This window comes from Sagittula stellata E-37, from assembly GCF_039724765.1.
GTDB lineage: Bacteria > Pseudomonadota > Alphaproteobacteria > Rhodobacterales > Rhodobacteraceae > Sagittula > Sagittula stellata.
On sequence record NZ_CP155729.1, the window covers coordinates 3,580,635 to 3,594,341 of the forward strand.

At 68.0% G+C, this 13,707-nt stretch carries 13 protein-coding genes and 1 riboswitch; of the genes, 6 read left to right on the plus strand and 7 right to left on the minus strand.

The features are described from left to right. Window positions 1-5 precede the first annotated feature (5 nt). Window positions 6-2,192, plus strand: a complete 2,187-nt coding sequence (locus tag ABFK29_RS17035; RefSeq protein ID WP_005858845.1) for a heavy metal translocating P-type ATPase — start codon at window positions 6-8, stop codon at window positions 2,190-2,192. 33 nt (window positions 2,193-2,225) lie between these two features. Beyond that, window positions 2,226-2,387, plus strand: coding sequence for a cbb3-type cytochrome oxidase assembly protein CcoS (gene ccoS / locus ABFK29_RS17040; RefSeq protein WP_005858847.1), 162 nt, complete (start codon window positions 2,226-2,228; stop codon window positions 2,385-2,387). A 228-nt stretch (window positions 2,388-2,615) separates the two neighbouring features. Here ccoS and ABFK29_RS17045 read toward each other — a convergent pair whose 3' ends face one another. Further along, complete coding sequence (locus ABFK29_RS17045; RefSeq protein WP_040604553.1) at window positions 2,616-3,074, minus strand: Lrp/AsnC family transcriptional regulator; 459 nt, start codon at window positions 3,072-3,074, stop codon at window positions 2,616-2,618. A gap of 147 nt (window positions 3,075-3,221) precedes the next feature. Between ABFK29_RS17045 and ald the strand changes: the two genes are divergently transcribed. Further along, window positions 3,222-4,340, plus strand: a complete 1,119-nt coding sequence (gene ald / locus ABFK29_RS17050) for an alanine dehydrogenase (protein ID WP_005858851.1) — start codon at window positions 3,222-3,224, stop codon at window positions 4,338-4,340. A gap of 166 nt (window positions 4,341-4,506) precedes the next feature. On the opposite strand, the gene bluB is transcribed toward ald, so the two are convergent. Together bluB and mscL are read right to left on the minus strand one after the other, a co-directional pair. After that, window positions 4,507-5,190 (minus strand): 5,6-dimethylbenzimidazole synthase, encoded by a 684-nt coding sequence (bluB, locus tag ABFK29_RS17055; RefSeq protein WP_005858853.1) that lies wholly within the window; start codon window positions 5,188-5,190, stop codon window positions 4,507-4,509. A gap of 43 nt (window positions 5,191-5,233) precedes the next feature. Beyond that, window positions 5,234-5,424, minus strand: a riboswitch (cobalamin riboswitch). A gap of 61 nt (window positions 5,425-5,485) precedes the next feature. Further along, on the minus strand, window positions 5,486-5,920 hold the full coding sequence (gene mscL / locus ABFK29_RS17060) for a large conductance mechanosensitive channel protein MscL (protein WP_005858855.1): 435 nt from the start codon (window positions 5,918-5,920) through the stop codon (window positions 5,486-5,488). 153 nt (window positions 5,921-6,073) lie between these two features. Here mscL and ABFK29_RS17065 point away from each other — a divergent pair, with 153 nt between their 5' ends. Next, entirely contained in the window at window positions 6,074-6,772 is a 699-nt protein-coding gene (locus ABFK29_RS17065) for a glutathione S-transferase family protein (protein ID WP_005858859.1), read from the plus strand. Between the two features lie 214 nt (window positions 6,773-6,986). Here ABFK29_RS17065 and ABFK29_RS17070 read toward each other — a convergent pair whose 3' ends face one another. From ABFK29_RS17070 to ABFK29_RS17085, 4 genes are all read right to left on the minus strand, one after another. Beyond that, on the minus strand, window positions 6,987-7,436 hold the full coding sequence (locus tag ABFK29_RS17070) for a YtoQ family protein (RefSeq protein ID WP_040604555.1): 450 nt from the start codon (window positions 7,434-7,436) through the stop codon (window positions 6,987-6,989). A 62-nt stretch (window positions 7,437-7,498) separates the two neighbouring features. Further along, on the minus strand, window positions 7,499-8,359 hold the full coding sequence (locus ABFK29_RS17075; protein ID WP_157136476.1) for a hypothetical protein: 861 nt from the start codon (window positions 8,357-8,359) through the stop codon (window positions 7,499-7,501). Next, window positions 8,308-10,812 (minus strand): GcvT family protein, encoded by a 2,505-nt coding sequence (locus tag ABFK29_RS17080; protein WP_005858865.1) that lies wholly within the window; start codon window positions 10,810-10,812, stop codon window positions 8,308-8,310. The genes ABFK29_RS17075 and ABFK29_RS17080 overlap by 52 nt, the downstream gene beginning before the upstream one ends. Before the next feature lie 158 nt (window positions 10,813-10,970). Further along, entirely contained in the window at window positions 10,971-11,369 is a 399-nt protein-coding gene (locus ABFK29_RS17085; RefSeq protein ID WP_005858867.1) for a hypothetical protein, read from the minus strand. Window positions 11,370-11,626: 257 nt separating this feature from the next. Here ABFK29_RS17085 and ABFK29_RS17090 point away from each other — a divergent pair, with 257 nt between their 5' ends. Continuing rightward, window positions 11,627-12,673 (plus strand): rod shape-determining protein, encoded by a 1,047-nt coding sequence (locus tag ABFK29_RS17090; RefSeq protein WP_005858869.1) that lies wholly within the window; start codon window positions 11,627-11,629, stop codon window positions 12,671-12,673. 85 nt (window positions 12,674-12,758) lie between these two features. Continuing rightward, on the plus strand, window positions 12,759-13,706 hold the full coding sequence (mreC, locus tag ABFK29_RS17095; RefSeq protein WP_005858871.1) for a rod shape-determining protein MreC: 948 nt from the start codon (window positions 12,759-12,761) through the stop codon (window positions 13,704-13,706). Window position 13,707: the final 1 nt, after the last annotated feature.

Here is a 13,707-nt window from a genome sequence, read left to right on the forward strand (position 1 = left end):
CCGTCATGACCGCCACCATGCGCCCGCCCGCCTCTGCCTGTCCCGCCTGCGTCGCCGCACCGGCGGCCCAGTCGCTGGCGGACATGGAGGTCCCGAAAGACGCGCATATCGTCCTTTCGCTGCCGACGATCCACTGCGCCGCCTGCATGTCTAAGGTGGAACGCGCGCTGAACGCCGACCCGCGTGTGCACAGCGCCCGCGTCAACCTGACCATGAAGCGCGTGAGCCTGTCGGGCGACACGGCGCTCACCGCCGAAGACGTGATCCCGCTGGTCGAGGCGGCAGGCTACGAGGCGCATGAACTCGACACCGCCGCCTTGTCGGCCACCGCGACCGACCGCGCGGGCCGCGACCTGCTGATGCGCCTTGCCGTGGCGGGCTTCGCCGCGATGAACGTCATGCTGCTGTCGGTGGCCGTCTGGTCCGGCGCGGCGGGCGAAACCCGCGATCTCTTCCACTGGATCTCCGCGCTGATCGTGCTGCCGGCGGTGGCTTTCTCCGCCCAGCCGTTCTTCGTCAATGCCTGGCGGGCGCTGGCCGCGCGAACGCTCAACATGGACGTGCCGATCAGCCTCGCCATCCTGCTGGCGGTCGTGACCTCGCTCTGGGAAACGTCGCTTTCCGGCGAACACGCCTATTTCGACGCGGCCATCGCGCTGACCTTCTTCCTGCTGACCGGTCGCTACCTCGACCACCGCACCCGCTCTGTCGCGCGCTCCGCGGCCGAGGAACTCGCCGCCCTCGAAGTGCCCCGCGCCTGGCGCGTGACCGATACGGGCGAGGAACAGGTGAGCGTCGCGGACCTCCGTATCGGCGATCTGATCCGCGTGCGCCCCGGCGGCCGCATGCCCGTCGACGGCGAGATCGTGGAGGGCACGTCGGAACGCGACCGCTCGCTGCTGACCGGGGAAACCCTGCCGGTGCTGGGCACGCCGGGCACCGCCGTCAGCGCGGGCGAGGTCAACCTGACCGGCCCGCTGACCATCCGCGCCAGCGCGGTGGGCCGCGACACCTCGCTCGCGCGCATGGCCGACCTCGTCGCCATCGCGGAGTCAGGCCGTTCGCGCTATACCTCGCTGGCCGACCGCGCGGCCAGACTCTACGCTCCGGGCGTGCACATCCTCTCCGCGCTCAGCTTCCTCGGCTGGCTGCTCTACAGCGGTGACCTGCGCACCGCGCTCAACATTGCCGCCGCCGTGCTGATCATCACCTGCCCCTGTGCGCTGGGTCTGGCCGTGCCCGCCGTGACCACAGCCGCCTCCGGACGGCTGTTCCGCAAGGGCCTGCTCATCAAGGACGCCACAGCGCTGGAACGGCTGGCGCAGGTCGACACCGTCGTCTTCGACAAGACCGGCACGTTGACCGCGGGCACGCCCGAGCCGGTGAACCTCGACGCCTTCACCACCGCCGACCTCGCCATCGCCCACGCGCTGGCCGAGGGCTCCGCCCATCCGCTCTCCCGTGCGCTCACCTCGGCGGCACGGGCCGCGGGCATCGCCCCCGCGCAAGTGACCGGCTTGACCGAGAGCCCGGGCTACGGCACAAGCGCCACATGGCAGGGGCGCGAGGTGCGCCTCGGTCGCGCCGCCTGGATCGGCGGCACCGCCACCGACCAGACCGCCGCCTGGCTCCGGATCGGCGACGCCCCCCCGCAAGCCCTGCTCTTCACCGACCGCATGCGCGACGGCGCCGCCGAGGCCGTGGCCGCCTTCCGGCAGGCCGGCATGACGGTCGTGCTGTTGTCCGGCGACACCGCGGCGGCGGTCGAATCCCTGGCCCGGCGGCTGGACATCGCCCAGTGGATGGCCGAGGCCCTGCCGCAGGACAAGGCTGCCCGGATCGAGACGCTCTCGAAGAACGGTGCAAAGGTCCTGATGGTCGGCGACGGGCTGAACGACACCGCGGCGCTCACCGCCGCGCATGTCTCGATCTCGCCGGCCTCCGCGCTCGACGCGGCGCGCGTGGCCTCCGATATCGTGCTTCTGGGACAAAGCCTCGCGCCCCTGCCGGAGGCCGCGACCACCGCCCGCAAAGCTGTGAAGCGCATCCGCGAAAACTTCACGATCGCCACGTGGTACAACCTCATCGCGGTGCCCCTCGCGGTGGCGGGCCTCTGCTCGCCGCTGATCGCCGCGCTGGCCATGTCCGCTAGTTCCGTCACCGTCTCGCTGAACGCCCTGCGCCTGCGCTGACACGCCCCGACCCGCACGAAAGGCACACGACCGATGAACGTTCTCACCTACCTGATCCCGATCTCCCTCGTGCTGGGCGGCATGGGGCTCCTATTCTTCGTCTTCACGATCCGTTCGAACCAGTACGAGGACCCCGAGGGCGACGCGCAACGCATCCTCTCGGGCGACTACGACGACCGCCCCAAGCAGGACTGACCCGAGAAAGCGCCCGGCTTCCCGCCACACGGGACCGCCTTGCGCACCGCGACCGGCACCCGTCAGCCCTCTGCTGCCCTTCATCTTGGTCAAAATACCTCGGGGGGTCTCCCGCAGGGAGACGGGGGCAGCGCCCCCTCCCCACATCCACGCCAGGCGCCCGCAGAGAGGTCATCCGCATGGCATACGCGGCCAACCGGCCCGGTCGGGCCGATCGACAGCCCCGGCTCAGACCGGCAGCGCCGTGGTCTTGAATACCGTCTTCAGCGCAAAGGACGACTGCATCTGCGCGACGCCCGGCAGGCGGGTCAGATACTGCCGGTGGATGCGGGCGTAATCCTCCGTGTCCTCGGCCACGACCTTCAGGATGTAATCCGCCGTGCCCGCCATCAGGTGACACTCCAGCACCGCCGGAACGCGGGACACGGCGGTCTCGAAAGCCTCCAGCACCTCGTCGGCCTGCGCCTGCAGGGTGATCTCCACGAAGACGGTGGTCGGCAGCGACAGCTTGCGCGCATCCAGAAGCGCCACGTAGTCGCGGATGTAGCCGTCCGCCTCAAGCCGCTGCACCCGCCGGTGACAGGCCGAGGGGGACAGGTTGACCTGTTCGCTGAGGTCCGCGTTCGACATGCGGCCCTTGCGCTGAAGCACCCTGAGCAGTCGCCGATCCGTCTCGTCTAGCGCCATATTCGAAGATTCCTCCCGCGGTGCCTGCAAACCGTCGAACAATCGTGCGCGGCGGTGCGCAAAGGTGCCCCAGTCTCGGACCCTTTTGCAAGCCGTTCATGGTAGATTGCCGCACCCCAACAGGACCCAGGCTCAAAGGATCGCGTCATGAAGATCGGCTGCCCGACAGAAGTCAAACCCCAGGAATTCCGCGTGGGCCTGACGCCCAACGCCGCACACGAAGCGGTGGCGCATGGCCATTCGGTCATCGTCCAGAAAGGCGCAGGCCTCGGCGCCGGTTTCACCGACGAAGACTATACCGCCGCGGGCGCCGCGCTGGCCGACACCGCCGCCGAGGTCTTTGCCTCCGCCGACATGATCGTCAAGGTGAAGGAACCCCAGGCCCCCGAACGCGCCATGTTGCGCGAGGGCCAGGTGCTGTTCACCTATCTCCACCTCGCGCCCGATCCGGAGCAGACCCACGACCTGATCGCCTCCGGCGCGACCTGCATCGCCTATGAAACCGTGACCGACGACCGTGGCGGCCTGCCCCTTCTGGCGCCGATGTCCGAGGTCGCGGGCCGTCTCGCCCCGCAGGTCGGCGCCTGGTCGCTGCAGAAGGCCAACGGCGGCCGCGGCGTGCTGATGGGCGGCGTGCCGGGGGTCGGCCCCGCGAAGGTCGCGGTGATCGGCGGCGGCGTCGTCGGCACCCACGCGGCCCGCGTCGCCGCGGGCATGGGCGCCGAGGTCACCGTGCTCGACCGCTCCCTGTCGCGGATGCGTTACCTCGACGACGTCTTCGGTTCGGTCTTCAAGACCCGCTACGCCTCTGCCGGGAACACCGCCGAGATGGTGGCCGAGGCCGACATGGTCATCGGCGCCGTGCTGATCCCCGGCGCCGCCGCGCCGAAGCTGGTCAGCCGCGCGCAACTGTCGACGATGAAGCCCGGCGCCGTGATCGTCGACGTGGCCATCGACCAGGGCGGCTGCTTCGAGACCTCGAAGGCCACAACCCATCAGGACCCGATCTACGAAGTCGACGGCATCGTGCACTACTGCGTGGCGAACATGCCGGGCGCCGTGGCGCGCACATCGACCATCGCCCTGGGCAACGCGACCATGCCGTTCATGCTGGCGTTGGCCGACAAGGGCTGGAAGAAAGCCTGCGCCGACGATCCGCACCTTCTGGCCGGGCTGAACGTGCATGCGGGCAAGCTGACCTACGCCGCGGTGGGCGAGGCGCTTGGGCTTGCCGCGATCACGCCGGCGGCCGCGCTGGCGGCCTGAGCGGTTTCGCCGTGCTGCGCACGGCGACCGGTCGGGGAGGCTCTGCCTCCCCGAACCCCTCCGGAGTATTTTGGAAGCAAAGAAGCCGGCAGCGGGTTCTTTGAAGGTTGCGACCTGAATATCGGCGGTCGGATGCGTCGTGCTGACGGCGGCCCGGGCGCTGGCCTTACCAGCCCTCCTCGCGGACATGCGCATCGAGCGTGCGCGCCCGCGCCCAGCCGCGCGCTGCGAGTTCGGGGCCGTCGAACAGCTCCCTGACGTGGCCGACGCAGAGGTAGGCGACCACGCGGACGTGCTCGGGCAGGCGGAGGATCGGGCGCAGGTCGGCCTCGTCGAGGATGCTGACCCAACCGACGCCGACGCCTTCGGCCCGCGCCGCCAGCCAGAGGTTCTGGACGGCGCAGACCGTCGAATAGAGATCCGTCTCCGGCTGATGCGTGCGCCCCAGCACGACCGGTCCGCCGCGCGACCGGTCACAGGTGACGCAGATGTTCAGGGGGGCCTTCTCGATCCCTTCCAGCTTCAGCGCGGCATAGGCCGACCGCTTGTCCGGCGGGAACATCGCCTGCGCCTCGTCGTTGGCGCGGGCGAATGCGGCCCGCACTTGCGCCCGGCGCAGGGGATCGCGCAGCAGAATGAAATCCCAGGGTTGCGAGAGCCCGACCGATGGCGCGGCATGCGCCGCCTCCAGGATGCGCCGCAGCACGTCTTCGTCCACCGGATCGGGCAGGAATTCGTTCCGCACGTCCCGTCTGTGGGCAATCACGTCGTAGAGCGCCCGCCGCTCCTCGTCCGAAAACGCGCGCGCCGCAACGGGCGCCGGGGATCGGCGGTTCACCGGTCCTGTCATGGGGTCACCTCCCAAAGGCCTGCGCGCCCCCGCTGTCCAGGCGGGGCCGCCATGCCGTCAGGCCGGTCTTCTGGCTTCGGATCATCCGGAACGGACGCCTTCCCGAGCGCCTGACTGACGCCCAGTGGCCATGTGTCCGCCCCGTCCCCGTCACAGCGGCGGGCCCGCGCCGGTTCTGCCCCGGCTTCCCGATTCTCCCCCGAGGACGGAGGCACCTGACACGGACGGGATCGCAAATCCCGCCCCTTGGCGCAAGTGCACCGCCCCCGGACGGGACCGGTCTGCCGTCACGTGGTCAGCGTGTCTTCAGCGTGTCGCGGATCTCGAGCAGCACGTCCAGTTCCGTTGGGCCGGACGGCGTGGCTTCGGCTGGCTGGCCTTCCTCACGCTCACGGATCGCGGCGGCCTTCGCGCGGTTGACCATCTTCACCAGCATGAAGACCACGAAGGCGATGATGAAGAAGTTGATCACCGCCATGATGAACTTGCCGATGGCAAAGACCGGCGCGCCCGCCTCTGTCGCCGCCGAGAGCGACGCGTATTCGTTGCCGTCGAGCGCATAGAACCAGCCCGAAAAGTCGATGCCGCCGGTGAACAAGGCGATGATCGGATTGATGATGTCGCCCACCAGCGACTGCACGATCGCGGTGAACGCCGCGCCGATGATGATGCCCACGGCCATGTCCATGACATTGCCCTTGGCGATGAAATCCTTGAATTCCTTAATCATTTTCCCATTCCGTAAGAGCGCCGGCATGCTTGGCCACATGTCCTGCGGGGTGTTTTTGCACAAACAGGATTATGTCATGCCGGATCGGCTGGGAAAGCGGGAAATGCCGGACTAGGGTCGGCCAGGACATCTTCCTTAACGAGGACACGCATCATGACCGCTCTTGCCGACCATCCGATCTCGCGCCGCTGGCCCGCCGCGCACCCCGACCGCATCCAGCTCTATGCCTTCCCGACGCCCAACGGGGTCAAGGCGTCGATCATGCTCGAGGAGACCGGGCTGCCCTACGAGGCCCACAAGATCACCCTGTCGGACAAGGACGTCAAAAGCCCTGAGTTCCTGTCGCTCAACCCCAACAACAAGATCCCCGCGATAATCGACCCGAACGGCCCGGACGGCGCGCCGCTGGAGCTGTTCGAATCCGGGGCCATCCTGCTCTATCTCGGCGAGAAGGCCGGAATGCTGCTGGGCGAGACCGCGACCGAGCGGCACAAGATCACGCAATGGCTGATGTTCCAGATGGGCGGCGTCGGACCGATGTTGGGGCAGCTCGGTTTCTTCTGGAAGTTCGCGGGCAAGGACGTGAAGGACCCGCTTCCCCGCACCCGGTATGTGAACGAGGCGCGGCGGCTGCTGAGCGTTGTCGAAGGCGCGCTGGACGGTCGAGACTGGATCGCCGGGCCGTATTCCGTGGCGGACATCGCGCTCTGCCCGTGGCTCAACGCGCTCGAATTTTACGGCGCGCGCGACGTGGTGGGCTGGGACGACCATCCCAACTGCGTGGCCTACGTCAAGCGGTTCTACGAGCGCCCGGCGGTGCAACACGGCGTGAATATCCCGGCGCGCGACTAACGCTCGCAGGCGCGCGGCGCACAGCCCCGCGCCGCGGGGCGCCGCGCCGCGTGGACAGGGACGTGCACCGACCCGATCTGGCCGATGCGTGGCCCGGGGCCCGGGCACGGCCAACGCACGCGGGAGCCCACGCAACCGGTCACACCGGTCCGTGCACTCACACCGCATCCGTCGCGTCCTCAGGTAGGGCGGGGCTTCGCGCCGCCCTCCTTCCTCAGCCCGGCAGTGTGCCGGTGATGACGTAGGCGAGAAGCTGCACCACCTGTTCCGGCGTCCGCGCCACGGCCAGCGCTGCGGCGTCGACCTCCTTCAGGGCGTGGTCATGCTCTTCCGGTTGCAGGATGATCAGAGACTTGCCCAGCGCGGCGGCATAGCCCGCATCGAAGGCCGCGTTCCACTGCTTGTACTTGTCGCCGAAGCGCACGACGACCACGTCGGCCTCCGCGATGCCCTTGCGTGTGCGGATCGCGTTCAGCTTGGCGCCCTTGTGGTCGTGCCAGAACTTGTCGTCCTCCGCCCCGAGGATCGCCACCCCGCAGTCGTCGCTGTTGCCGTGATCCGTCACCGGGCCGTCGAAGTCGATGCCCAGTCCCGCCGCGCCGTCGCGGATGCGGTCGCGCCAGTCGGTGTGGATCTCGCCCGACAGGTAAACCCTGAATGCCATGCTGCGGCCTCCCTTCGCCTTGATGATCCCAGACACCTAACCGACCCGCCCGGAATGGCAAGTCACCGCCCGTCGAGCGCCCTCAGACCGATCCAGGCACCTGCGAGGATCATGAGCGGCAGAACCAGCATCTTGAACAGGAACACCGCCAGCAGCGCGATCAGGCTTTGCACCAGCGCATCCGACCGCTCGTAAAGCGCGCCCGCCATGGTCGAATAGCGCTCGAACTCCATCCGCGCGCCCTGCAGCGCCCCCATGACACCGCTTCCCTCGACAGGCACCGCCACCGCCGGGTCGACCTGCGCGGTGATCTCGTCGACGATGGCGCTGTGCCGCGCCCAGACCTGGGCGGTCATCCGGTCCGCCAGAAGCGCCGACAGCAGGAACGCCCCCGGCAGCGCCACGGCGAGGAAGGCACCGTATAGCCCCATGCGCCGCGCCACGTGGCCGCCCCTGCCGCGTCCTGCCGTGACCAGCGCCAGAAGCGCCGCGCCCGCCAGCACCGCCCAGCCCACGCCCGAGGCCGGCGCCAGCGCGACCGCCAGCGCACCGGTCGCCACCATGACGAAGAACACCACCTGCGCGATGCGCTCGACCGTGTCGTCCACCGGCTCCAGCCACTTCAGCGGCTGCGCGCTGCCCTGCACGACAAAGCTTCCGCCGACCTCCAGTTCCTGTGCCGTCGACAGGAAGGCGTTCAGCGTCCTGAGCGTCAGGTAGGTGCCCGCGCTGGCGGTGGCGATCTGGCGGGCGTAGTCCTCGGCGGCGCGTGTCGCCGGGTTCCGCGTGGAAAAGGCCGCCGCCAGGAGGGCGACGGCCAGCAACAGGATCAGCGCCGGGCGAAGGACCCGCCCGGCACGTGGAGTAAAGGTCAGACGTCCTTGCGGATCGTCTCGTTCTTCGGATCGTAGGGGCTGTCGCACGTGATCTCCGCATCCCAGAGCTGGTCGAACATCCTGACCTTAAGCTTCGTGCCCTCCACAGCCAACGCCGGCTTCACGTAGCCCATGCCGATGGACTTGCCGAAGGCCACGGAATAGCCGCCCGAGGTCAGGCGCCCCACCCGGTCGCCGTCCGGCGTGTAAAGCGCCTCGCGGCCCCAGGGATCGGCGTCCGCCGGGCCGTCGACCAGCAGCGTCACGCACTTCGAACGGATGCCCTTCGCCTCCATCTCGGCCTTGCCGAAGAAGTCCTTCGACAGGTCTATGAAGCGCGGCAGGTCGGCCTCGGCAGGGGTCGCGTCGCGGCCCAGTTCGTTGCCGAAGGCGCGGTAGGACTTCTCCTGCCGCAGCCAATTCTGCGCGCGCGCGCCGACCGGCTTGATGCCATGCGCCTCGCCCGCCTTCATCAGCAGGTCCCAGAGGTAGTTCTGCATCTCGATCGGGTGATGCAGCTCCCAGCCGAGTTCGCCGGTGTAGGCCACGCGGATCGCGTTGACCGGGCACATGCCCAGCTCGATCTGCCGCGCGGAGAGCCACGGGAAGCGCTTGTTCGACAGCGCGGTACCCGGCTCCGCGTCGCGGATGAGCTGGCCCAGCACATCGCGGGTCTTCGGTCCGGCGATAGCAAAGACGCCCCATTGCGTCGTCACGTCCTGCACGATCACCAGCTTGCCGGTTTCCGCCATGAAGTCTTCTGCCGCCTTCACGAGGTAGTCGTGGTCATAGGCCTGCCACGCGCCCGCCGACACGAGATAGTAATTGTTCTCGCCGTTGCGAACGATGGTGTACTCCGTCCGGGTCGTGCCCTTCGAAGTCAGCGCGTAGGTCAGGTTGATGCGCCCGATCTTCGGCAGCTTGTTGCAGGTGAAGCGGTCGAGGAACTCGGTCGCGCCCGCGCCGGTCACGGTGTGCTTGGCAAAGGCGGTCGCGTCAATCAGGCCGACACCCTCGCGGATCGCCCTGGCCTCCTCGACCGCATATTGCCACCAGCCGCCGCGCCGGAAGCTGCGCGCGTCGTGGTCGAAGTTGTCAGCGGCATCCAGTGGGCCGTAGTAGTTCGGACGCTCGAAGCCGTTCACGCAGCCGAACTGCGCGCCGAGCGCCTTCTGCCGGTCATAGGCCGGGCCGGTGCGCAGCGGACGCGCCGCCGGGCGCTCCTCGTCCGGGTGGTGCAGGATGTAGACGTGCTCGTAGGCTTCCTCGTTCTTCTTCACCGACCATTCGGTGGTCTGCCAGGACCCGAACCGCTTGGGGTCGAGCGAGGCCATGTCGATTTCGGCCTCTCCCTCGACCATCATCTGGGCAAGGTAGTAGCCCGCGCCACCGGCGGCGGTGATCCCGAACGAGAAGCCCTCGGCCAGCCACATGTTGCGCAGGCCCGGCGCCGGGCCGATCAGCGGGTTGCCGTCCGGCGTGTAGCAGATCGGGCCGTTGAAATCGTCTTTCAGACCGACCGTCTCGGACGACGGGATGCGGTGGATCATCGACATGTACTCTTCCTCGATCCGTTCGAGGTCGAGCGGGAAGAGATCGGCGCGGAACGAATCCGGCACGCCGTATTCGAAGCGCGCCGGCGCGTTCAGCTCGTAGGGGCCGAGGATCCAGCCGCCGCGCTCCTCGCGGACGTACCACTTGGCGTCGGCGTCACGGATGACCGGGTGCTGCTCGTTGGTCTTGCGCCATTCCACCAGCGCCGGGTCGGGCTCCGTCACGATGAACTGGTGTTCGACCGGGATCGCCGGTGTCTTGATGCCCAGCAGACGCGCGGTCTTTTGCGCGTGGTTGCCGGTCGCGGTCACAACGTGCTCGGCGGTGATCACCTGCTGTTCCTCGGAAGGCACGAGGTTGCCGCCTTTCTCCACCATCTTGGTGACGGTCACCTTCCACTCGGACCCGGTCCACTCGTAGCCGTCGACCTGCCACTTGCGCTCGATCGTGACACCACGCTGGCGGGCTCCCTTGGCCATCGCCATCGTCACGTCCGCCGGGTTGATGTAGCCGTCTGTCGGGTGGTAGATCGCGCCTTTCAGATCCTCGGTGTTGATCAGCGGCCAGCGTGCCTTGATCTCGTCCGGGGTCATCCACTCGAACGGCACACCGCAGGTTTCGGCGGTGGTCGCATAGACCATGTATTCGTCCATGCGGGCATCGGTCTGCGCCATGCGCAGGTTGCCGACCACGAAGAACCCCGCGTCGAGGCCGGTCTCTTCTTCCAGCGTCTTGTAGAACTTGATCGAGTAGTCGTGGATGTGGGTCGTGGCGTACGACATGTTGAAATACGGCAGCAGACCGGCGGCGTGCCAGGTAGAGCCGGAGGTCAGCTCGTCGCGCTCCAGCAGCATCACATCGTCCCAGCCCGCCTTGGCGAGGTGGTAGGCGATGGAGGTGCCGACGGCACCACCGCCGACGACTAGGGCTTTGACATTGGTCTTCATCGGGGGCGCACTCCACTGTCCGGGGCAAGGATTCTTTCCCGCCTTTTTATCGGATCATGCAACCGGCGCGCGGCCCACCCGACATGTCGATGCGCAAAACCGACAGGCTGCGCAGACAGCGACACGCCGCCCGCGTTTCGCGCCGCCTGCGGTCCGGACTAGCAGCCGTAGAGGTAGGAAAAGACCAGCACGTCCTCCGTCCAGCGCCCGGTCGGCACGCAGTTGTCGTGGATCTGGCGGCTGCCCCGCATCTCGACCCGCAGCGGGTTCTGCAGCACCGGCCCTTCCACGCGGTACTCAAGCGGCGCGCACTGGCTGGAAAAGACCCGCGCCGTTCCACTGTACCAATCGCCGGTCTTTGTCCCTGAAAACAGCCATGTTCCCGTCCCGACCCCGGCCCGCGCGACGCCCGTGCGCGGACGCTCGTAAAGGAACGTGCGCTGCGCCCCCGCCGCTGTCAGGCGCATGACCGATCCGTTGTGATCCCAACAACTGTCCGCCGCCGCCCCCTGCGCCATGAAAAGCGCGGCCAAAACCGCCCAAAAAATGTGCATCATCCCAAATCCCTCGCTGCTGAAATACAACGCGAATGAAACGGCGCGGACCGGCTTGTGTCAACGCCGGCATCGCGCCGGGCTTATCCACCGCCGCGCCCCTCTTGCGGCGATTCCCCGCTGATTCACGCCGGAGGCCCCCTTTCGCCCATGCTGCACCGCGCCTATAAGGGCGACGTTCGCGTCACCAGTCGGAGTCGCGGACCCATCGAGCAATGACACGCAGTTATGCAAAGCCTGAGGGCAGCGAGGCAGTAGGAATGTTTGGCATGGATCGGCTCCTTGGCATGTTTTCTTCGGACATGGCCATCGACCTCGGAACCGCGAATACGCTGGTTTACGTCAAGGGGAAGGGTGTCGTCCTGTCGGAACCCTCCGTCGTCGCCTATCATATCAAGGACGGCGTGAAGAAGGTTCTCGCCGTGGGCGAGGACGCCAAGCTGATGCTGGGCCGCACGCCCGGCTCCATCGAGGCGATCCGCCCGATGCGCGAAGGCGTCATCGCCGACTTCGACACGGCCGAGGCGATGATCAAGGAGTTCATCCGCAAGGTGCACCGCCGCTCGACCTTCTCGAAGCCGAAGATCATCGTCTGCGTGCCGCACGGTGCCACGCCCGTTGAAAAGCGCGCCATCCGCCAGTCGGTTCTGAGCGCGGGCGCGCGCAAGGCGGGCCTGATCGCCGAACCCATCGCGGCGGCCATCGGCGCGGGCATGCCGATCACCGATCCCACCGGCAACATGGTCGTCGACATCGGCGGCGGCACAACCGAAGTGGCCGTCCTCAGCCTGGGCGACATCGTCTACGCCCGTTCGGTGCGCGTCGGCGGCGACCGCATGGACGAGGCGATCATCAACTACCTGCGCCGCCAGCAGAACCTGCTCGTCGGCGAATCCACCGCCGAGCGGATCAAGACCTCCATCGGCACGGCGCGCATGCCCGACGACGGGCGCGGCAGCAGCATGCAGATCCGTGGCCGCGACCTGCTGAACGGCGTGCCGAAGGAAACCGAGATTTCCCAGGCCCAGGTGGCCGAGGCGCTTTCGGAACCCGTGCAGGCGATCTGCGAGGCGGTGATGACCGCGCTCGAAGCGACGCCGCCGGACCTTGCCGCCGACATCGTCGACCGTGGCGTGATGCTGACGGGGGGCGGTGCGCTTCTGGGCGACCTCGACCTCGCGCTGCGCGAACAGACCGGCCTCGCCGTGTCGATCGCCGACGAATCCCTGAACTGCGTGGCGCTCGGCACCGGCAAGGCGCTGGAGTACGAAAAACAGCTCCGCCACGCCATCGACTACGACAGCTGATCCGTGGGGGCCGCGATTTTTCCCGGGAAAAATCGTGCGCTGCTCATGCCTTGCGACACGCCTCCGGCCTTCGGTACTCTGAGACATGGCCAGTGACCGTACATCCTCGGACGACTTCACGGCACCGCTCAAACGGCTGCTGCTGATCATCCTCGTCCTCCTTTTGTCGGGCATCTTCCTTGTCTGGCGGATCGACAGCCCGCGCGTCGAACGCTTTCGCGCGCAGGTCATCGACCGCGTGGTGCCGAACATGGACTGGGCCATGGCCCCCGTCACCGGCACCATCCGCCTGGTGCGCGACTTCCAGAGCTACCAGCGCCTTTCCGACCAGAACGAGGAACTGCGCCGCGAACTTCGCCAGATGACCGCGTGGAAAGAGGCCGCGCTCCAGCTCGAACAGGAGAACGCCCGCCTGCGCGACCTCAACAACGTCCGCCTCGACCCGCGCCTGACCTACATCACCGCCGTGGTGCTGGCCGACAGCGGCTCGCCCTTCCGGCAGTCGGTGCTGATCAACGTCGGCTCCCGCGATGGCATCGTAGACGGCTGGGCGACCATGGACGGCATCGGCGTGGTCGGGCGCATCTCCGGCGTCGGGCGCAACACCTCGCGCGTGATCCTGCTGACGGACGCCACCAGCCGCATCCCGGCCGAGATCCAGCCCTCGGGCCAGCGCGCGCTGATCACCGGCGACAACACCGCTGCCCCGCCCATCGACTTTCTCGAAAACCCCGACCTGGTGCGCCCCGGCGACCGGATCGTGACCTCCGGCGATGGCGAAGTCTTCCCCCCCGGCCTGCTCATCGGACAGGTGGCGCAGGACCCGGGCGGCCGCCTCCGCGTGCGTCTGTCGGCGGACTACGAACGCCTCGAGTTCCTGCGCGTGCTGCGCGACCACGGCGCGCGCCGGGTGTCCGCCCCCTCTGGCCTGATCCTGCCCGAGGACCTGCCCGACGCAGGACCCGACCCGGCAGAAAGCCCGGCTGAGGACGGCGCACCGGCGGCGGACGAAGACGCACGGCAAGGCGGCTGAC